The organism is Desulfosalsimonas sp. (assembly GCF_055149105.1).
Genome location: NZ_JBSRLA010000065.1, coordinates 1 through 20,314, shown reverse-complemented (window position 1 = coordinate 20,314; position 20,314 = coordinate 1). Strand labels below are relative to the sequence as shown.

Sequence of the window (20,314 nt, the reverse complement as noted above, 5' to 3'; positions counted from 1 at the left end):
GTTTTTATGCGGCCTTGGAGCCGATGGCCCCGGCCATGAGATCGCCCACCATTTTGTTAAAGCGCGAGGGATTTTCCACCTTTCCGCCTTCGGCAATGACCGCCAGGTCATAGAGCAGGTGGCTGTAATCCTTCAGCGACTCGTCATCCGGGCTGCTTTCATGGATCTGCCGGATTTTTTCCATGACCGGATGGCTGGTGTTTAACTCCAGTATCCGTTTGGACTGGGGTACGGTCTGGCCCGAAGCCTTGAGCAGCTTTTCCATGTATGCGCTCATGTCATAGGCATCCCCGGAAAGACAGGAAACCGAGTTTTTCAGGTGAGAGGAGGGCTTTACCGACTTGACCTTTTCATCCAGATGGCCCTGGATTTTGTTAAACAGGTCCGCGTAGGTTTCGGATTGCTTTTCGTCTGTTTCGTCAATGTCGAGATCGCCTTTTTCCGCGCTTTGCAGGGTTTTGCCCTCAAATTCCGTCAGTGTCTGCACCACGAATTCATCCACCGGGTCGGTCATGAGCAAAACTTCGTAATCCTTTTCTCTGAGTGCTTCCAGATGCGGACTGTTTAGCATGGTGCTCAAGTTATCGCCGGTGATGTAATAGATGTGAGTCTGATCGGATTTCATGTCATTGACATACTCGGTCAGAGACCGCCATTTGTCTTCGGATTTTGTGGTCTTGTAGCGGATCAGCTTTGTGAGCCGGTCGCGGTTTTCAAAATCCGAATAAACCCCTTCTTTTAATACTGCGCCGAATTCATTGTAGAATTTCTCAAAGGTGTCTTCATCGAGGTTTTCGAGTTTTTCAAGAATCTTTTTGACCAGGTTCTTGCGGATGTTGCGCACCAGGGCATCCTGCTGGAGCAGTTCCCGGCTGATGTTTAAATTCAGGTCCGGGGCATCCACCACCCCGCGGATAAACCGGAGATATTCGGGCAGCAGTTCCCGGCAGTTTTCCATGATAAAAACCCGCCGGCTGTAGAGCTGGACCCCGTGCTGGCGTTCCGGGGAAAACAGGTCAAAGGGCGCCTGGGCCGGGATATAGAGCAGGGCGGTGTACTCGGTCATTCCCTCGAGCTTGATGTGCATCCGGTCTAAAGGCGGGTTCCAGTCATGGCAGATATGGGAATAAAAGTCGTTGTATTCCTCGTCGGTAATCTCGTTTTTGTTCTTGGCCCATATGGCCTTCATGGAGTTTAAGGTTTCTTCCCGGACCACCTTTTTCTTCTCTCCGCCTTCAACGGGATTGCCGTCTGCGTCAGTTTCGGGCTCCTCGCGCTCCACGTCCATGACCACGGGGTAGCGCACAAAATCCGAATGGCGCTTGACAATGCGCCGGATGGTCCATTCCTCGGTGAAATCCTCTTCTTCCAGGACCTTGGGGGAAAGATGCAGGATCACGTCGGTGCCGCGGCCCGGCTTGTCGGTCTCTTCAATGGTATAGGATCCGTCTCCGGCCGATTCCCAACGGGTTGCGGTCTGCTCGCCGGCCGCCCGGGTGATCACCGTGACCTTGTCGGCCGCGATAAAGGCGCTGTAAAAACCCACGCCGAACTGGCCGATGAGTTCCGGGGTCAGGGCGTCTTCCTGTTTGGATTTTTCCAGGGCCTCCAGAAATGCCGCAGTGCCGCTTCTGGCGATGGTACCCAGGTTTTCCTTGACCTCGTCTTTTGTCATGCCGATGCCGTTATCCGATACCGTCAGGGTTTTGTTTTCCTTGTCAACCGCCAGTTTGATTTTAAACTCCGTGTCATCGCCGAGAATGTCCGGATCGGTCTGGGCCTGGAAGCTGGCCTTGTCAATTGCGTCTGAGGCGTTTGAAATCAGTTCCCTGAGAAAAATCTCCTTGTTGGAATACAGGGAATTGATGATAATGTTGAGCAGTTGCTTGACTTCGGTTTGAAATTCATAGGTTTCGGCTTTGGGTGTCATGGTCCGACTCCTGTTTTTATGTTGTGTTGTTGTCCAATGGCTTGTAAACCGGATTCCACAAAAGGAAGGCCTTGTGCCGCGTGACTGGTTTGTCCATATAATGATGCTTGTTTTGGATTTGTCAACCCGTGGAAAATGGATTTAACCATCCATGATAGAGCTTTATGAAAACATGTCCGCTGACAGTGCGGATCTGTGCGGATTGATTCTGAAGGCCTCCGGGATTCCCTTTCGGGTGCGCAAAGACAGCAATGGGTGGGGTATATGGGTGGCTGCACGCGATTTTTCCCGTGCGCGCAATGCCGTGGACAGCTATTTCCGGGAGAACCGGCCGTCTGATGTTGCTGATCAAAGCCCGCTGCCGTCGCAGGATCATGGATATGCCGGTATTTGGGCGGCAGCGCTCATGGCGGCGGTGCATGCGGGTGTTTCCCGCACAGCCGATATCCATGAGGTCTGGAACGACTTCGGAGCCTCTGCCTGGAAAATCATGGACGGCGAGTTTTACCGTACCGTGACCGCCCTGATGCTGCACGCCGATGCCGTGCATTTGCTGGGCAATATGGCCGGATTGGCTGTTTTTGCCACGGCGGTCTGCCACGTGGCCGGGTGGGGGGCGGGCATGCTCATGATCCTGGCCGCCGGCGCCGGGGGAAATATGGTCAATGCCGTGATGTATGAGTCCGGTCACGTGTCCATCGGCGCATCCACGGCCGTGTTTGGCGCCATTGGCATTTTGTCGGGTTACCAGTTTCTGCGCCGCCGTGCTGTGCCCCGGAAAAAGGCGGGAGCCTGGCTGCCCCTGGCCTGCGGCCTGGCACTGCTGGGGTTTCTGGGGGCAGGCGAGCACGTGGATCTGGCCGCCCACTTGTTTGGATTTCTTGTTGGCATATTGATCGGAATCGGATATGCCGGTGCCCATAAAGCCATCTCCCCACGGGGTCAGGTTATCTGCCTTGTCCTGTGCGCGGTCATTGTAATTGGCGCCTGTGCTGTTGGCGCATGGAAACAATTGTTTTAAAAGACCTGTTCAGTGACCAATAAAAAAAATAACTTTTTGATTTTACTTAACACTTAATTGATTTCAGATGGTGCCGTAAAAAGTTCAAGATCAAGGCTTGCGCAATTTCGAAGAATGCAGCGTACTTAGCCGTACGTGAAATTCTGAGAAATTGCGCCTAACGCAGATATTGGACTTTTTACGGCGCCATCAACACTTAACACTGCCTGTAAAAATGATTTTTTACAGGCTTATCAGGAGTTGAAATGAAAGCCATCGCGGATTTGTTGTTTGAAGCCAAAATTCTGAAAAATATTCCCAGGACCGGATTTGCGTTTCTGGGTGCAGGCCGGGAGTCTGTTGCGGAGCACTCCTTTACAGCGGCGTTTATCGCCTTTGTCATGTCCAGGATGGAACCGGAAGTCGACGGCCAGCGCCTGGTATCCATGTGCCTGCTCCATGATCTTCCCGAAGCCCGCATCGGTGACTTGAATTACGTACAGAAAAAATACGTCACCGCAGACGAAGATCGGGCCATTGCCGATGTGGTGGAAAATCTGCCCTTTGACAATGACATTGCCGAACTGCTCGCCGAGTTCAACGGCCAGCAGACCCGGGAGGCCCGGCTCGCCCATGATGCGGATCAGTTGGCCTTTATTCTCGATTTGAAATCCATTTCCGATGTGGGCGGTAAAACACCGGAAAAATGGCTGCCGGTGGTAAGAAAAAGGCTGAAAACCGAACTTGGCAAAAATCTGGCCGAAGCTGTCTCCACGCGCAGCTGGGATGCATGGTGGATGGAAACCTATGCCGAATAGCACGGATAAAATCCTTGAAATAAAAGGCATTTTGTTGTATCTTATGATGTTTGTAAATTCAGGCGAGCAGTGATATCGCCGCCGGTGAATGGATAAAAAGGACCATTTTGCAATGGAGCTGAAGCTAAACGAGTTTGCACGGTGTTTGCAGATGCCGGTGACCACCATCGAACGGTGGATCCGCCAGGGCCGTATTCCGGCGAAAAAAATCGGGGATTCCTGTGTGTTTTCCGACACCGCGCTGAAAAAATGGGCCAGGACCCACAACCTGTCGTTTTGTCTTCCCGACGAAAAACAGGAGGAAAAACCGGACCAGAAGATGGAAACCCTTTCAGAGGCCATTGATCACGGGGGTATCTATTACGACATTGCCGGCGATACCGTGGAACAGGTCATTGATTCGGCGGTATCAGCCATGCAGCAACTCGGGTCCGACACTGCCCGGCGCGTGCTTTATGAAAGCCTGGTGGCAAGAGAGCAGATGATGTCCACGGGCATCGGCAACGGGGTTGCCGTACCCCATCCCCGAACACCCCTTAGCAACAGCGGCATTGCCGACCAGATGGCGGCCTGTTTTCTGGAAAAGCCGGTTGATTTCAAGGCTGTGGACAAAAAGCCGGTGCACGTGCTTTTTGTGCTGGTGGCCACCACGGCCCGGCAGCATCTGCACCTGCTTTCCCGGCTGTCTTTCTGTCTCAGGGACAATTCGTTTCTGGCGCTTCTGTCCCAGCGGCCTGAGCCTGAAACCCTCAGAAACAAAATGGCCGAATTTGACCAGCGTTTAAACAACGGTGAATAAATTCGCGTTTTTTCCATCTCACTGAAATACCGGCAAATAAAATTGACTTTGTTTTCAGGATCAAAAATTTGGCGAACCCCTTCCAGGTGGGTGTGGTTCCGCATGGACGACCGACTGCTGTTGATCGCCATCGGCGCCCTGGTGGGCGTGTGCAGCGGTCTGGCGGCAGTGGCGCTGAATACCGGGCTTCATTTCATGGCCGGAGCGTTGTCCGGGCTGCGCACCCACTGGTGGCTGTTTGTGCTGCCGGGCATCGGGGCCATGCTGTCCTCGCTGTTTCTTGAAAAGGGGGTCCGGGAAGGCGCCGGCCACGGCGTGCCCGAGGTGGTTTATAGTGTATCGCGCCACGGCGGTCTGCTGCGGCTGCGTTCGGCTTTTTCCCGGCTGATTTCCTCGTGTCTGACCATCGGCAGCGGCGGTTCGGCCGGCCCGGAAGCTCCCGTGGTCATGAGCGGGGCATCCATCGGCTCCAATGTTGCCCAGTTTTTTTCCTTAAACGAACGCCAGCGCATCGCCCTTGTCGGGTGCGGTTCCGCGGGTGCGCTGGCGGCCATTTTCAACGCCCCCATCGCCGGGCTTGTGTTTACCATTGAGATTATTGTGGGCGAGTGGTCCGCCCGCAATATCGTCCCCATTGCCGTGGCTTCCGTGGCCGGCGCCCAGGTCAGTCGGCTGCTTCAGGGAAAGCAGATCGCATTTACCCACCTTCGCTTTGAGGTGGGGATTACGGCAACGCTTGCCGCCATCGGACTGGCTGTTGTCACCGCTCTTGTTTCCATTGCCCTGACCCGTGCTTTGCGGGGATCCCATCATGTTTCCGGAAAAATCCCGCTGCCCTTCTGGATGCGCGCCTTTTTGGGCGGATGCGTGGTGGGTGCAATCGGGCTGATGCTGCCGGAAGTGCTCGGCGAGGGGTATCATTCCATCCGCCAGATGGTGGAGGGCTCCTTTGTTCCGGGCCTGGGCCTGGTGCTTTTGCTGGTGGCCGCCAAGATCGCGGCCACATCTTTTACCCTGGGCTGGGGCGGATCCGGGGGCATATTTGCCCCGTGCCTTGTCATCGGCAGTTTCTCCGGGCTTATGTATCACCGGTTTCTGGAAATGCTCTGGCCGGGGTTGTCTCTGGTCAACGAGGGATGTTTTGCACTGCTGGGAATGGCCGGCCTGGTCAGCGGGATTTTGCAGGCCCCGTTGACCGGCATTTTTCTGATTGTTGAGATCACCGGCGGATATGAGACCATTCTGCCGCTGATCCTGGTCTCAGCCCTGTCCACAACCATCTGCCATGCCTGGGAGCCGGCATCCTTTTATTTCCGGGACCTGGTGGAAAAGGGGCAGTATTTGCGGCCCAGAACCGATGCCAAGGTCCTGGCGGATTTAAGCATTGCCGAACTCGTGGAAACCGACTGCAAAACAGTGTCCCGCAGCATGCGGCTCGGCGAGTTCATCCGGGTGGTCCAGCAATCCCACAGAAATTATTTCCCTGTGGTGGATCCGGAAACCGGGCAATTCGAAGGCATGATTCATCTCGATGATATCCGGCCGTACCTGTTTGACCCGCTGCTCTATGAAACCGTCTTTCTCGAACAGATCATGGAAACAGACGTTGAGACCGTTGATATTCATGACGAGCTTTCAGGGGTGCTTGCCCGAATGGATACAAAGGGTTTGTTCAGCATGCCGGTGGTATCGGCCGACCGGTTTATCGGCATGATTTCCAAGGCCACCCTGCTGGACAAGTACAGAAACGAATTAATGGTCCAGACCCTTCACTGACCCCCGGGGCCAGGCCGGTTTGCCGCCGGCTGAGAGCGGGCCGCAATAAAAGGAGATGCACCATGGAAATGCAGATGCTCCACATTTTCCGAAACACTCCCCTGGGCAGGGAAATGCTGCTGCAATCGGCTTATTTTTGTAAACAGCTGGAAATCCTGCCGCTGATCTACATCCCCGATTATATCAAATTTTTGATGTATTTTGAAAACGACGTGGTTCAGGTGGATCTGGATGCCTCCTATTTAAAGGCCCCGGACAGCGCAAAAACGCACGCCTCCGAGATCGTGCAGGGCATGGGACTGCCGCAGCCCAGGTTTTTTACCCCCAAACATTTTACCGCTTCAACCCTTCCGGATGTTCCCGTGGATTTTGATTTCATGTGCTGTCCCAGAAGCATCTCGGATCTGTCTTCGAAAATCGGTCTGGGATACATCGGTCCCCGGGTACGGCGCATTGTCAAGTCCGCCCGGTTTCCCGTATTGATCCCCAGTGCGGTTTACAAGCCGTGGACAAGCATTGCCGTGCTGTTTGGGGGCTCTTCCAACGCGGTCAAGGCATTGCGTCTGGGCATCCGCCTCAGCCGCCGGTGCGGCCTGCCCCTGGACGTGTTTTCCCATCCGGAAAGCCGTTCCCGGGAGGATTATGAAAACATTCTCCAGGAGGCCGGACTCAAGGAGGAGTTTGATAACTACGTGCGCACATGGCAAATTTTTGAAAACCGCTTCTTTGAGGAAAATCTGTATGAAATCCCCCACGATGCCCTGCTGGTTCTGGGCGCCTACGGTCATGGTTTAATCAAGGAACTGCTTTTCGGCTCCACCATGGAGGTCGTGCAGACGGTTACGCCCAACAGCATTCTGATTGTGGGCCCCAATTACCGGGCAGTCATCTGATACCGGATAAAGATTAAAACGCTGGGTTCAGGTGAGATTTAAAGCTGGAGATCCACCCGGTTTAATTCAATGGGCCGCCGGATCACACTTTTTGCGGTTTTCTGAAACTGGCGGGTGATGTCAGAGACGTAAAACCGGGTTGTGCCGTTTTTGCCCAGCCTGGCATCTGTTTCCGGGTTGTCTGTTAAAAATTGCCGGATTTGCCCGGCCAGGGCCACAGAGGAATCGATGATGCGCACCTTTTTGCCGATTTTATGGGCGATGACCGGCTTGATTACCGGATAATGGGTGCAGCCGAGAATCAGGGTGTCAATCTGTCTGACCTTTAAGGGGTGGACGTATTTTTTGACAATCATTCGGGTTTCAGGCTTGTCTGTCCAGCCTTCCTCCACCAGGGGAACCAGCAGGGGGCAGGCTGCGGAGTGCACTTTTGTTTCAGCACTGCGCCGGCGGATTTTTTCCTCGTAGATGCCGCTTTCAATGGTGGCCCGGGTGCCGATCACACCGATGATGTTTTTGCGCGTCTGTTCCAGGGCCAGGTCCACGGCCGGGCTGATGACTTCATAAATGGGCAGGTCAAAGCGGTCCTGGAGGGTTTGGGTGGCCACGCTGGATGCGGTGTTGCAGGCCATGACAATAATTTTGGCCCCTTTTTCAATCAGAAACTCGGTGTTCTGGATGGAATATTCCACCACTGTGCGGCCGCTTTTGTTGCCGTACGGCGTCCGGGCCGTATCCCCGAAATATACAATGTTATGGTCGGGAAGCGCGTCCATGACCGCCCGAACCACGGTGAGTCCGCCGATGCCGGAGTCAAATATGCCGATCATGAGCTTTTTCCGTCCGCCGATGAACCGGATTGCCGGTTTTGCATGGCATGGCGTTGGTCGAGTTTTTCGCGCACGCAGCGCAGGATGTCGTCTTTGTCAAAGCCCGTGCGCATGCCCGGGCAGGCTTCTGCCATCACATCCCAGCCCGCGGGGTTTTTCAACAGGTTTTCAATAAACGGCCAGGCACGGCACATTCGGGGTTTGACCGGGTGGATGGTGCAGAGCTGGTCCCAGAACACGCAGAACCCGTCGTCCTTCTGGGCCAGCACGTAGCCGCCGGCAGACGGTGTGCAGTACCGGCAAAGAAAAACGTCTTCTGAAATGCCCAGGTATGCGGCAATGCTTTCAATGTCGGTGCGGGTAATATAGGTGCCCCCGTAGCCATGGCAGCACTGGCCGCACTGCTGGCACTCAAACAGGTCTTCCGGGGTGATTTCAGACCGCACGCCGGGCCTCCATGGCTTTTTTCAGGGTCACCTGGTCGATATACTTGAGTTCCCCGCCCATGGGAACCCCGGAAGCAATCCGGGTGACGTTGACCTCAAAGGATTTTAAGGCCTTGTCAATATAATCGGCTGTGGCCTCGCCCTCCACGCTGGTGCTGGTGGCAATCACCACTTCCTTGACAGTGCCTGCGCGTACCCGGGCAACAAGTTCCCGGATGCGGATTTCTTCCGGGCCGAAACCGTCCATGGGAGAAATCAGCCCCTGGAGCACATGGTAGACCCCGGTAAATGCTCCGGATTTTTCAATGGCCGCCATGTCTGCCGGGCTTTCCACAACGCAGACAAGGCCGCTGTCCCGGCCCGGATCCCGGCAGATGGCACAGGTTTCCTGATCGCTTAAGCAGAAACAGGTCTTGCAGACCGTGACCTGTTTTTTCAGCTCCCCGATGCTTTTGGAAAGGGCTGCAACTTCGGCTTCCGGTGCGCTCAGCAAATACATGGCAAAGCGCTCCGCGGATTTCTGCCCGATTCCGGGCAGTTTGCAGAACTGCCGGATAAGCCGGTACATGGCTTCTGGATAGTGTTTCATAGAAAACGGGCCGCCTTTTTTCGCGCCTTACATCATGCCCGGAAGATTCATGCCGCCGGTGAGCTTGTTCATTTCCTCGGAAACCATTTCCTGGGCGCGGCCCAAAGCGTCGTTGACCGCTGCGAGCACAAGGTCCTGGAGCATTTCCACGTCCTCGGGGTCCACCACTTCCTTTTCAATCTGAATGGAGACCACCTGCTGCTTGCCGTTGGCCACGGCCTTGACCATGCCCCCGCCTGCAGTGGCTTCGATGGTTTTGTCGGCCATTTCCTCCTGCAGCTTGCTCATTTTATCCTGCAGCTGCTGGGCCTGCTTCATGAGTTTTCCCATATTCTTCATTGTGTATTTCCTCCTGCGGGCAATATTTTGATATCTACAATTTTGCCGTTAAATGTTTTGACTGCCGCATCCACCAGGGGGTGGTTTAATGCCTCTTCCCTGAGGGTTTTGGCTTCCTGTTTGCGTTTTTCCGAGTGGTTGGCCTCTCTGGAAATATTGAGCTCCACCCGGACATTTTTTTTCAGAAATTCGCTGCAGAGCTGCTCCATGCGGGTGATGCTTTTTTTTCGGTCAAGGAGCTCGATGTTGCTGCCTGATGACTTGATATCAATGACCAGTCGGCTGCCGTTTATCTCCCGGAGTTGGCTTTCGCCCATGCATGCGGCCAGAGACGGTTTTTGGGCTGCAATATGGTTTTTTAATGCCGCCCATAACGCTTCGTTGGTTTCATAGCCGGCAGCCGGGTCTTCGGGTGTTGACGCTGTTTCCGGGCCGTCGGGTTCCGGCGCCGGCTCCGGTACTGGCTCAGGTGCAGTTTCCGGCTCCGGCTCAGGCTCAGGGCCGGGATGCAGGTTTTCCGGTAAAGCCGCGGGCTCCGGGTTCCGGGGTTCGGATGCCGCTTCCGGCACGGCATTTACCGGAAGCCGTCCGCTCATTTCCTGTCTGAGCTGGTCGAGCTTTTCAATGAGCGTGTCCATGGACATGGCCGGCCGGATCTGAAGGAGCTTGAAAAAGGTCATCTCCAGCGCATGTCTGGGCGAGACAGACTGTCTGATCCGCCACTCGTCGGAAAACAGGGTGTTGACGATCTGGCTGAGATAGGGCTCGCTGACATGCTCCACCTGTTTGGCCATTTGTTTTTTTTCATGTTCGGGAACGTCTGTAAGGCTTTTTTCCGCCCCGCCCATTTTGATCAGCAGCAGGTTTCTGAAATGCACGATCAGCTCGGAATAAAACCGCAGCAAATGCCGGCCCTGGCGGTACAGGGCATCACAGATGCCTACAAGGGCGGCGGCATTTCCGGAAAAAAGGGCGTCTGCGGCATCAAAAAGCACCTGCCGGTCAATGACCCCGAGCATTTCCACCACCTGCTCATCTGAAACCTTTTCGGAACTGCAGGTCACAATCTGGTCGAGCAGGCTTAACCCGTCGCGGATGCTGCCGTCTGCCTCCCGGGCAATAACAGCCAGGGCGTTTTGGCTGATCTGCATCTGCTCTTGCCTGCAGATTTCCGCCATGAGCGCCGTGATATCGTCAATGGCCACCCGCCGGAAGTCGTAGCGCTGGCACCGGGAGAGGATGGTAACCGGGATCTTGTTGGGCTCTGTGGTGGCAAAGAAAAACAGTACATGGGCCGGGGGCTCTTCCAGGGTTTTTAACAGGGCGTTGAAGGCCGCATCACTGAGCATGTGGACCTCGTCGATGATAAAAATCTTATACGGGCTGGAAGAGGGCTTGTATTTGGCCGTTTCCCGAAGTTCCCGGACGTTTTCCACCTTGTTGTTGGACGCCCCGTCGATTTCAAACACATCAGCGGCATTGCTGGTGGTAATTTCCCGGCAGGAGGGGCATTGGTTGCAGGGCTTGTCCGTGGGGCCGTTATGGCAGTTAACGCATTTTGCCAGGATCCGCGCAACAGTGGTTTTGCCCGTGCCCCGGGGGCCGGAAAACAAAATGGCATGAGCCAGGCGCCCGGTGGTGACCGCATTGGCCAGGCTGCGGGTGATATGGGCCTGGCCGATGACATCGTCAAACTGCTGCGGACGGTATTTGCGTGCAAAAACCAGATAAGCCATGCCGGCGGTGCCTTCAATCCCTGCTTGTTGATGCGTGCATCATCCCTGTCATTGGCCGCTTCCGGAAATGCCGGCATTTGCCTTGGATTGTCTCTACAGGCCGGCGGATTTCGGCGGTAACAGCAAAAGCAGAGATGATGGGGAAGGGTTCTTGTCGATCAGTGCCTTGTTTCCGGGCATAAAAAGTGGCGGAGAGAGAGGGATTCGAACCCTCGGTACCCTTGCGGGTACACACGCTTTCCAGGCGTGCACCTTCAGCCTCTCGGTCATCTCTCCGCAGGCACGTTTTTTATGGGAGCCCCTTAAAAATTGTTTTTCCTTAAATACCAAAAAGCAAAGGGGCGTTTCGTCCCGGCAGGAAACATCACCAGGCCGGCCCCGTCATGCAGTGGGTGTTATACCCGGCCTTTGGGTGGTTGTCAAGGAATCTGGTTTAAAAAGTTGCAGATCCGGTCCATCTGATCGTTTTGCCGGGTTGCCCTTGTTTTGGCAATGCCTCTAAGCCGGTCCAACCGCCTCCCTCACTTTTGAGGCCAGTTCCCGGATGGAAAATGGTTTTTGAATAAATTGAACGCCTTTTTCAAGAACGCCGTGCTGGGCAATGACCCCGGATGTGTAACCCGACATGTAAAGGGCCCTGATTTCAGGATCGCAGGCGGACAATTGCCGGAAAAGCTGCCGGCCGTTCATCTCCGGCATGACAACGTCGGTGATGAGAAGTTGTATCTTTCCTTCATACGATTTTGCAAGATGCAATGCAGCCCTTGGGCTTTCAGCATTGATGACCGTATAACCCAGCTTTTTAAGCATGCTGCCGGTCAATTGCAGAATTGCTGTTTCATCTTCAACCACAAGGATGGTCTCCGAGCCGGTGGGCAGTTGTGGTTCGGGTTCTTGTGCGCCCACGGACGAGGATGGTTCTTCTGTGTGCCTTGGAAGATATATTTTAAAGCTTGTTCCTTCTCCCGGCTCACTGTAGGCGTTGATAAGTCCTTTGTTTTGCTTGACAATGCCGTAAATCGTTGACAAGCCGAGGCCCGTTCCCTCCCCTGCGGTTTTGGTGGTGAAAAACGGCTCAAAAATGCTGTCCATGGTTTTTGGATCCATGCCGCATCCGTTATCGCTTACAGCCAGCATGACGTATTGCCCCGGCGGAAGCCCTGCAAGGGATTGCCAGTCTGAATCGTCAAAAATAACATTTTTCGTCTCTATGGTCAGCCTGCCCACATCGGATATGGCATCCCGGGCGTTTACGGCAAGGTTGGCCATGATCTGATCGATTTGTGAAGGATCGATTCTGATCTTCCACAGGTTGTTTCCGGGGTACCATTGAAGGTGAATGTTTTCGCCGATAAGGCGCTGCAGCATTTTGACCATATTTGAAATCGTTTCGTTGAGATCAACCGGCAGGGGGGAAGCTGTCTGTTTTCTGGCAAATGCCAGCAGCTGCCGGACAATTGCGGTTGAGCGGTTTCCGGCGCTGTATATTTCACGGATATTTTTATAAATCGGCTCCGCAGGATCAAGCTGGTCCAGGCAAAGCTCGGCATACCCATTGATGATGGACAGCATGTTGTTGAAATCATGGGCCACACCTCCTGCCAGGCGTCCCACGGACTCCATCTTCTGGGCCTGATTCAGCTGCTTTTCCAGCCGCACCTGCTCGGTGGTATCGGTGGCAATGAAGCATACTGCAACAGGGTTGCCGATTGTGTCATGGATCAATTGCGTGCGGCAATCCATGAAAGCTTCATTTCCGGTTGCCGTGCTGCCGGACATCTTTCCGTGCCAATATCCTTTTTGCTTTGTTTGTTTCATAATCCGGTCAATTGAAGCGGTTTTATCCGTATCCGGACTGCAAAGCACCGCAGCACCGTGATTGTGTGCTTTTTGTGAAAAAGCCGGGGCCTGGGCTTCGGCCTTGTTGACATAGGTGATATTGCCGTCCAGATCGGTCACTGTTACGCGGTCCTGAATTTGATCCAGCACCAGGGCCTGCAGCCGATAGGCATCTTCAGCCTGTTTGCGCCTGAAGATCTCATTTTTCAGTTCTGCGTTGGCCCTGGAAAGTTCATTGGATTGAAGTTTTTGTGCTTCAAGGGACCGCACCATTTCGTTTTGCAGTTTTCCCGGTATAAGGACGCCGGCACCGGCGAAAAAGACAAAAACACCGGCTGCGGTGAGCCAGGAGATCATCTGTTTTGAGAGAAAGTTGAGGTCTGCGTCCACACTTACAACGCCGGTGCTCATGGCCACTCCCACCCCGACAATGGTCGCCAGGCCGGCGATAAGGGTCAGGATTCCGGCTCTTTGCCCAAGGAGCACCGTCATCAGGACAGAAATAATCAGAAAAATGTGAATGCCCGCACCGCTGAAGCCGAAATGGATGAGATTGTGGAAACCACAGGCAAAAAAGACGGCCAGCAAAAGCGATGTCTTCCAAAAAAAAGCCATGCGATTCTGCAATAGCGTCATGGCGGCAATAATGACAAACAGGGTCAGGTAAAACAATGGAGAAACATTATCCCCGATGGCCCGGGCTTCTTTTGAAGCGATAAAAAGGGCCGGCACCGAGGCGATTGCACTGATGTAGAGCAGCCTCCGCAAGAAGCGTTCCTGCATCATGCGGATTTCATCGCTTGGGGCCCAAACCCGGTCCCTGCCGGGCGGCAAGGCGATTGTTTTGATCATGCCCCATATTTTGCGCAATGATTGCTTCCTTGGTTTTTTTCGTAAAAATGCATCAGGCTTGTTCTCCTATCGGGGTGAATGCTTACTTCTTTAGCCTGTTTATGGTATACTGCAGAAAAACAGCCAAAAAAGCCAGGGGAAATCAAGATGGTGGGTTTTTTGAAAGCAATGTATGTCAGGTTTCTGGGCAAAACACCGATTGCCTTTAAAATCGTTTTTGCAGACGGCACCTGTTATGCTCATGGCACCGGGCCCCCGGCTTTTGTGATCCGGTATAAGACAAAAACAGCCCAGTTCAATTCCATGCTGTTTTTCGGATGGGGACTGATTGAATCCTACATTAACGGCGGTGTGGATATAGAAGGGGATTTAAAAGCCCTGATTCGGGCAACCGCCGACAATGAACCGTCTTTGGTGCAAACCGCCCGGCAGACGCGTATTTTCCATCCCCTTATCCGGATGCGCAACCTGTGGCACGAGCTGCTGTTTGGCAACCGGAAAAGCAGCCGGGGCGTAAAAAACGCCCTGGCTCACTACAACCGCGGATCGGATATTTTCTGGCAATACCTCGATCCCACCATGACCTACACCTGCGCATATTGGAAAGAGGGCACCCAGAGTCTGCGTCAGGCACAGGAAAACAAGCTCGATCATGTCTGCCGGAAACTGCGGCTCAAGGAAGGCGAGCACTTAATCGACGTGGGCGGCGGCTGGGGTTCGCTGCTTTTTCATGCGGTAAAAAATTATGGTGTGGTTGGCACCAACTTAAGCCCTGCAACAGACCAGAACCGATGGCTGGTAGACAAGGCCCGGCAGGATGGCATTGCCGATAAAATCCGCGTCCAGGAAAGTGACTTCCGGCAGGTGGCCGGCAAATATGACAAGTACGCATCCCTGGGGGTTTACGAACATGCGGGAAAAGGCCAGCTGGAAGACTGGATCCGGTCCATGGCGCAATGCCTGAAGCCCGGGGGAATCGGCCTGCTGCATTTTATCGCCCATGACCGTCCCATGGACACGGACTTTTTTATCCGGAAACATATTTTTCCCGGCGGATATCTGCCCGGTCTGACCGAGACCATTGATTTAATGGCAGTCCACGGCCTGGAAATACTCGACATTGAAAATCTCCGCCGCCACTATGCCCTGACCCTGGATCAGTGGGCGGAAAGGTTTGATGAAAACTGGGCAATGATCAACAGTTACAATCCCAGGCTGTTTGATGAACGCTTCCGCCGGACCTGGCGGGCCTATCTTCATTCCTGTGCCGAGTTTTTCCGGACCCCCAATTCGGTGCTGCGGCTCTACCAGATTACTTTTTGCAAGGGAAACACTACGGATTATCCAATGGACAGGGGTTTTATATACAACTCATAGATATGGGCTGCAAAGATTGATTTACCGCTTGTGCCGGATGGTCATGGGATCTGAAGGGGCCGGCTTGTCATGCCAGGGCATGTGCTTCCGGTAATACAGGCGCATGGCTTCAAAAATGATTCTGGGCATGGTAAGATGCGGCATGACCGGATGGCGTAGCAATAGCCCTAGGTGGGCCGCCCTGGTCAGCTCCCGGCCCTTTGCCTGAAAACGGGCCTCAAAGATTTTTTCACCTTCCCGGACCAGATGGATGGCCAAATTTACGGTTTGGCCCGGCAGGGTGCAGAAAAAATCGTATCGGCCGCTCATGTTGTTAAACGGCGATACGTGAAAGGCCTTGTCAGCGGTATATTGCAGGGTTCCCGGTTCAGATGTGTCCGGGGCCGCGGGCCTGGGCAGATAAACGTGCCGCTCTCCGTAAGTATTGCTCACCTCGGCTGCCAGGCAAACCATTGCTCCCTGTCGGTCAAAGCAGTAATAGAAGCAAACCGGGTTGAAAATATAATGAAAATACCGGGCAGAGGTGATCAGCATAACAGTTGCCACCTGTGCCCTTTCGGCTTCGGGCAGCAGCTCCAGAAGCTTTTCCTTTATGCTGCCCGGTTTTTGGTCCAGGTAATCGGTATCATTGATGGTTGCGGGCCGCAGCCGGTTGTAGCCGAAAAACGGCAGTTTTTTGTCCAGCAGGGGCAGTTCATCAATGTCAATGCCGTACATGTAGACCGGGTATTGAAAATGATGATACACCGGCAGATGACGGGTATGTTCCACAAAGCCTGTATAAATTTTCGAATTCATAGTTCAATCCCGAAATCTTTGCCAACGGCCGCAGCCGACATCACCGCGTCTTCATGAAAGCCGTAGCGGAAATAGCTGCCGCAAAACCAGGTGTTGTTGACCCCGTTTAAGCCGGGCAGATCCGCCTGTGTGGCCGTAGCCTCTTTGTCAAACATGGGATGGGCATAATTGAGATCCGCAATCATATGGCCCGGCTCTATGGGATAATCCGGATTCAGGGTGACGCAGTAGTGATGCTGAGAGGCCAGCTGCTGGAGTTGGTTCATGTAATAGGTCAGGGTTGCGGGACCGCGGACGGCCTTTTTTGCCCCCTGCCTGTAATTCCAGCAGCCCCAGGCCGCCTGCAGGGGCGGAAGGCAACTGGTGTCCCGGTGCAGAATGACCCGGTTTTGGGCATACTGCCAGGCCGAAAGCAGCTTTGTCTCGGCATCAGAAGGATCTGTCAGCATTGCCAGGGCCTCGTCTGCATGGGCGGCGATCACCACCTTGTCATGAACGGCTTCTGCCTCATGGGTCCATAGCCGCACCCGCCCGTTTTCCCGGGCGATTTTTTTCACCGGACAGGCGGTGTGCACCGTTCCCGGAAATGTTTTTAAAAAGGCCTTGACGTAGGCATGGCTGCCACCCTGGATGGTATACCACCTGGGTTGGCCGGAAAAAGACAGCAGCCCGTGGTTTTCAAAAAACCGGGCAAAGGTTTGCGCCGGAAAATCCAGTATATCCCGCTGGCCCGTGGACCATATGGCGGCACTTACGGGTGCGACGTAATGTTGTGTTAATGCAGCGGAAAATCCGGCCTGGTGCAGGTATTGGCCAAGGCTCATGTCCGCCAGGCGGTTTTGTGCCAGCCATCTCCGTGTTGTTTTGTTGAACCGGTCGATTTCAAACAGCAGGCGCCAGAACGACGGGCGCAGCAGGTTTTTTTTGTCTGCAAAGGGACGGGTGGTGTTGTAGGTAAACCCCATGCCCGGGTCCCAGTAGGTAAATGACATGGCACTTTGCAGCCGGGATACGCCCAGCTGCTTGATAAACCGGATAAAATTGGGATAGGTGCGGTCGTTGAAAACAATGAATCCCGTGTCCACGCATGCAGCAGATCCATTGCCTTCATCGACTTCGATGGTATGGGTGTGGCCGCCCACGTAGCTGTTTTTTTCATACAGGGTCACCCGGTGGCGGCGGGCAAGCAGGTATGCCGCAACAATACCGGCCACCCCGCCGCCTGCCACGGCAATGTCCAGACCGGATTCATTTGTCATGATCAGCTCCTTTTTCCCGGCCTTTGTCGGGAAACCAGGGCACAAATGCGCTGGTCCGCCGGATGTAGGCCTGGTATTCAGGGTTGTCGGAAAACTCGGTTTCTTCCATGAGGGTTACGCCGGTGAGCCGCAGCAGGGTGTATGTGATCACCAGCGGGCTGACAATGGTCAAAAATCCCAGGGGTGCAGACAGCACCATAACAAAGATGCCCCACCAGACCAGGGCTTCGCCGAAATAATTGGGGTGCCGGCTGTAATGCCAGAGGCCCTGGTCCATCACGCGGCCGTGGTTTTCCGAAGCGGACAGAAAGTCCCGGAGCTGGTAATCGGCCACAGATTCAACAATCAAGCCGGAAACCCAGATCAAAAAGCCGGCTGCATCCAGCCATGTCAGATGGGCGGGTTGTGCAGCCACCTGGCCGTACTGAACACCGATGGCAATGACCCACAAAAAAAGCGCCTGCACCAGAAACACCCTGTAGAGGCTCACCAACCAGAACCTTTGCCCGTATTGCGCCCGCCAGGCCGCATACCTGGGATCTTCGCCCTTGCCCCGGCTGCGCCCGGCAATATGGACAAACAAACGCAGGCCCCAGATGGTCACCATCAGGGCCAGCAGGAGCTTTCGCATGAAAAATCCGTCTGCCTGGAAAAATGTCAGCCAGGCCACCAGCACGAAACCCGGACCCCAGAAAATGTCGGCAACAGCGGCATTTCTGCGCACCAGACTGATTCCCCAGCCGGCCGTCATAAACCCGGCAGCCGCGACCAGATTCACGGCAAATAAAATAGCAGTGTCCATAAAATAACTTTCTGTTTGTTGGCGGTTTATCCCTGCTCTGTCCCTGCCCGGCCAATGATGCGCCCGGAAACCAGGGGATCCGCAACCGCCCGGCCGGCGGCGCGCTCTTCTATGGCCTGCCGGATGCGGAGGTGAATATCACCGCTGATGGGGTAGTACAGGGCAATGACAATGGCGATGGCATTGCACAGACAGGGAACCATCGCATACAGCACGCGCAGCGTCAGAATCACGGAATCGGACTGAATGACTCCCGGCCGGTAACCGGATACCCCGAGCAGGGCCAGGCCTACACCCACGCCTGCGGCTGCGGCCAGTTTTTTGGCAATGGACCACAGGCTGATATACAGCCCTTCCCGCCGGTCGCCGGCAATCAACTCGTCATAGTCAATAACATCGGCCTGGATGGCCGAAGGGATGGCCAGTGTCGCCCCGAAACCAATGCCGGAGAGAAACACCAGGATGCCGTATACCATCTCATCTCCGGCGCCCAGGAAAAACACCCAGAAAAACGCGCCGGTATTAATGGCCATGGAAGCGATCCAGGCAGCCTTTTTGCCGGTCCGGCGGGCCAAATACACCCACATGGGCAGAAAAACAATGCCTGTGACAAAATACAGGGCAAGAAACAAATCCGCTTTGGAAGATTCCAGCACATACTCCACGTAATAAAAAATCAGCGTCGCCGGCAGGTTGTTGCCGATGGCGCTGATGGTGTAAGCGATCAAAAGGATCCGAAAGGGCCGGTTGGCCAGGCTTGCACGGATCCATTGACCAATCCGGAGCTCTGAGCGTTCTGCCGGCCGGGGCCGTTCCCGGAAAGCAGCCACGCACCATGCGCAGGCCCCCAGAATCAGCGGTATATAGATCAGAGACAGGATAAAAAAGGTCTGGCGTTCACTGGCCGCACTGGCGTCTGTAGCGGCGGCCCACCGGACCGCGCCCGGCATGGCCGCGGCAATCACCGTACCGGCGATCAAGGCGCCGTCGCGCATGGAAAACAGAGCGGTGCGCTCGTTGTAGTCAAAGGTCAGCTCCGGGCCCAGGGACTCATACGGGACAATGACCACGGTCCAGAATAAAAACAGGGCAAATATCATGGCCATAAAATACATCCCGGCCGCATCTGCGGCCATTTCCCGGGGCGGGTTGAACAATAGCGCGATGGCAAAAACCGTGAGCACGGCGCCAGCGGCGATAAGCGGCCGCCGCCGTCCCATGGGTGTCTGCAGCCTATCGGAGAAAATGCCGATCATTGGATCGGTAAACGCATCAAATAGCCGGACAATCAGAAGAATGGCGCCCAGAGCCGAGATGTGAACCCCCACCACGTCGGTGTAAAACTTTGGAATATAGACATATACCGGAATACCCACCACTGCCAGGGCAAATGCCGGGGCGGAATAGGCTGCCTTTGCTGCGGCGGAAAGCTTTCTCACGACCGGCGCCTTCCAAGCATACGGTCCCGGAAAGTTTCGTCTATGGGGTTTTCACCGATCCAGATGGCAAAAAATGCAGCAGCAAAGGATGCGCCTTCAACCCCGCCCAGAAGTTTGTCATTGAACCACAGGCGGGTTCTGCTTTCAGGGGTGTATGCCGGCCGTATAACGGTCACCTGGCGTGATATCGCGGTATAAGGCGTTAAATTCTTCGATTTTTGGCAAAAGGGAGGAAAAGCGATCCGAAGAGACGTTTTTTTTGATCATTTCCCTGGTGGCCTTGGCAAAATCTCCGGCCTTGACGGGCTGAAAATAGTGAAGCACCAGGCAGCGGGCTGCCTTCCCTTCTGTGGCCTGGTCTGCGGTTTTGCCTTCCTGAAGATAAAATGCGCCTTTGTAGGCCTTGATAAAGACCATGTAGCGCAGCATACCCGTACCGCGGAGGGTCAGGGTATGGCCATCTATGTTTTTTTGTTTAGCAAAGCCGGGTTCCCGGGCTTCGGCGGGACAAACCGAAATGAAAAGCCATGCCAGCAGGACACCAATGCACACATGCGGTTTTGTTTTCAACTCCAGTCCTTTCCGGGCTATCTTCTGATCAGAGAAATCTGCTTTGCACAATTCATGTTTCACCACTAATTTATAATAATCATGGCGAAACGATTATCTATTGACGCGCTCGTAAAAAGTCGATTTTCAGATGGCGCTGTAAAAAGTTCAAGATCAAGGCTTGCGCGATTTCGAAGAATGCAGCGTACTTATCCGTACGTGAAATTCTGAGAAATCGCGCGT

Annotated in this window: 19 protein-coding genes and 1 tRNA gene; 6 read left to right on the top strand and 14 right to left on the bottom strand. The window is 54.4% G+C overall.

What is annotated here, in order from left to right; genetic code table 11:
* Positions 1–4: 4 nt before the first annotated feature.
* Positions 5–1,930, bottom strand: a complete 1,926-nt coding sequence (htpG, locus tag ACTCIA_RS13865) for a molecular chaperone HtpG (RefSeq protein ID WP_463002404.1) — start codon at positions 1,928–1,930, stop codon at positions 5–7.
* A gap of 151 nt (positions 1,931–2,081) precedes the next feature.
* On the opposite strand from htpG, the gene ACTCIA_RS13860 reads away from it, so the two are divergent.
* The 5 genes from ACTCIA_RS13860 (at position 2,082) to ACTCIA_RS13840 (ending at position 7,216) form a co-directional block, all read left to right on the top strand.
* Positions 2,082–2,951, top strand: a complete 870-nt coding sequence (locus ACTCIA_RS13860) for a rhomboid family intramembrane serine protease (protein WP_463002403.1) — start codon at positions 2,082–2,084, stop codon at positions 2,949–2,951.
* Between the two features lie 245 nt (positions 2,952–3,196).
* Complete coding sequence (locus ACTCIA_RS13855; RefSeq protein ID WP_463002402.1) at positions 3,197–3,748, top strand: HD domain-containing protein; 552 nt, start codon at positions 3,197–3,199, stop codon at positions 3,746–3,748.
* An 88-nt stretch (positions 3,749–3,836) separates the two neighbouring features.
* Positions 3,837–4,547, top strand: a complete 711-nt coding sequence (locus ACTCIA_RS13850) for a PTS sugar transporter subunit IIA (protein ID WP_463002401.1) — start codon at positions 3,837–3,839, stop codon at positions 4,545–4,547.
* 102 nt (positions 4,548–4,649) lie between these two features.
* Positions 4,650–6,323 carry a chloride channel protein gene (locus ACTCIA_RS13845; RefSeq protein WP_463002400.1) on the top strand — a complete coding sequence of 558 codons (1,674 nt, stop codon included), beginning with the start codon at positions 4,650–4,652 and terminating at the stop codon, positions 6,321–6,323.
* 62 nt (positions 6,324–6,385) lie between these two features.
* The gene (locus ACTCIA_RS13840) at positions 6,386–7,216 is read left to right on the top strand and encodes a universal stress protein (RefSeq protein WP_463002399.1); all 831 of its coding nucleotides are present in this window, start codon (positions 6,386–6,388) and stop codon (positions 7,214–7,216) included.
* 38 nt (positions 7,217–7,254) lie between these two features.
* Here ACTCIA_RS13840 and murI read toward each other — a convergent pair whose 3' ends face one another.
* From murI to ACTCIA_RS13805, 7 genes are all read right to left on the bottom strand, one after another.
* The gene (gene murI / locus ACTCIA_RS13835; protein ID WP_463002398.1) at positions 7,255–8,046 is read right to left on the bottom strand and encodes a glutamate racemase; all 792 of its coding nucleotides are present in this window, start codon (positions 8,044–8,046) and stop codon (positions 7,255–7,257) included.
* On the bottom strand, positions 8,043–8,492 hold the full coding sequence (locus ACTCIA_RS13830; RefSeq protein WP_463002397.1) for a YkgJ family cysteine cluster protein: 450 nt from the start codon (positions 8,490–8,492) through the stop codon (positions 8,043–8,045). Before ACTCIA_RS13830 ends, murI begins: the two co-directional genes overlap by 4 nt.
* Positions 8,482–9,081 (bottom strand): recombination mediator RecR, encoded by a 600-nt coding sequence (recR, locus tag ACTCIA_RS13825; protein ID WP_463002396.1) that lies wholly within the window; start codon positions 9,079–9,081, stop codon positions 8,482–8,484. Before recR ends, ACTCIA_RS13830 begins: the two co-directional genes overlap by 11 nt.
* Before the next feature lie 27 nt (positions 9,082–9,108).
* Positions 9,109–9,420 (bottom strand): YbaB/EbfC family nucleoid-associated protein, encoded by a 312-nt coding sequence (locus ACTCIA_RS13820; protein WP_463002395.1) that lies wholly within the window; start codon positions 9,418–9,420, stop codon positions 9,109–9,111.
* Entirely contained in the window at positions 9,417–11,156 is a 1,740-nt protein-coding gene (gene dnaX / locus ACTCIA_RS13815) for a DNA polymerase III subunit gamma/tau (protein ID WP_463002394.1), read from the bottom strand. The genes ACTCIA_RS13820 and dnaX overlap by 4 nt, the downstream gene beginning before the upstream one ends.
* Before the next feature lie 186 nt (positions 11,157–11,342).
* A tRNA-Ser gene (locus ACTCIA_RS13810) sits at positions 11,343–11,432 on the bottom strand.
* Positions 11,433–11,654: 222 nt separating this feature from the next.
* A complete protein-coding gene (locus ACTCIA_RS13805; protein ID WP_463002393.1) occupies positions 11,655–13,865 on the bottom strand; it encodes an ATP-binding protein in 2,211 nt (736 codons plus the stop codon).
* Positions 13,866–13,994: 129 nt separating this feature from the next.
* Between ACTCIA_RS13805 and ACTCIA_RS13800 the strand changes: the two genes are divergently transcribed.
* Positions 13,995–15,224 carry a class I SAM-dependent methyltransferase gene (locus ACTCIA_RS13800; RefSeq protein ID WP_463002392.1) on the top strand — a complete coding sequence of 410 codons (1,230 nt, stop codon included), beginning with the start codon at positions 13,995–13,997 and terminating at the stop codon, positions 15,222–15,224.
* 21 nt (positions 15,225–15,245) lie between these two features.
* Here the strand turns inward: ACTCIA_RS13800 and ACTCIA_RS13795 are convergent, their stop codons facing one another.
* The 6 genes from ACTCIA_RS13795 to ACTCIA_RS13770 are packed head-to-tail and all read right to left on the bottom strand — an operon-like array spanning position 15,246 to position 20,092.
* Positions 15,246–16,022 carry a DUF1365 domain-containing protein gene (locus ACTCIA_RS13795; protein WP_463002391.1) on the bottom strand — a complete coding sequence of 259 codons (777 nt, stop codon included), beginning with the start codon at positions 16,020–16,022 and terminating at the stop codon, positions 15,246–15,248.
* Positions 16,019–17,281 carry an NAD(P)/FAD-dependent oxidoreductase gene (locus tag ACTCIA_RS13790; protein ID WP_463002390.1) on the bottom strand — a complete coding sequence of 421 codons (1,263 nt, stop codon included), beginning with the start codon at positions 17,279–17,281 and terminating at the stop codon, positions 16,019–16,021. The genes ACTCIA_RS13795 and ACTCIA_RS13790 overlap by 4 nt, the downstream gene beginning before the upstream one ends.
* Positions 17,271–18,083, bottom strand: coding sequence for a DUF1295 domain-containing protein (locus ACTCIA_RS13785; protein ID WP_463002389.1), 813 nt, complete (start codon positions 18,081–18,083; stop codon positions 17,271–17,273). Before ACTCIA_RS13785 ends, ACTCIA_RS13790 begins: the two co-directional genes overlap by 11 nt.
* A 26-nt stretch (positions 18,084–18,109) precedes the next feature.
* A complete protein-coding gene (locus ACTCIA_RS13780) occupies positions 18,110–19,522 on the bottom strand; it encodes an MFS transporter (RefSeq protein ID WP_463002388.1) in 1,413 nt (470 codons plus the stop codon).
* On the bottom strand, positions 19,519–19,698 hold the full coding sequence (locus ACTCIA_RS13775; protein ID WP_463002387.1) for a chalcone isomerase family protein: 180 nt from the start codon (positions 19,696–19,698) through the stop codon (positions 19,519–19,521). The genes ACTCIA_RS13780 and ACTCIA_RS13775 overlap by 4 nt, the downstream gene beginning before the upstream one ends.
* On the bottom strand, positions 19,667–20,092 hold the full coding sequence (locus ACTCIA_RS13770) for a chalcone isomerase family protein (protein ID WP_463002386.1): 426 nt from the start codon (positions 20,090–20,092) through the stop codon (positions 19,667–19,669). The genes ACTCIA_RS13775 and ACTCIA_RS13770 overlap by 32 nt, the downstream gene beginning before the upstream one ends.
* Positions 20,093–20,314: the final 222 nt, after the last annotated feature.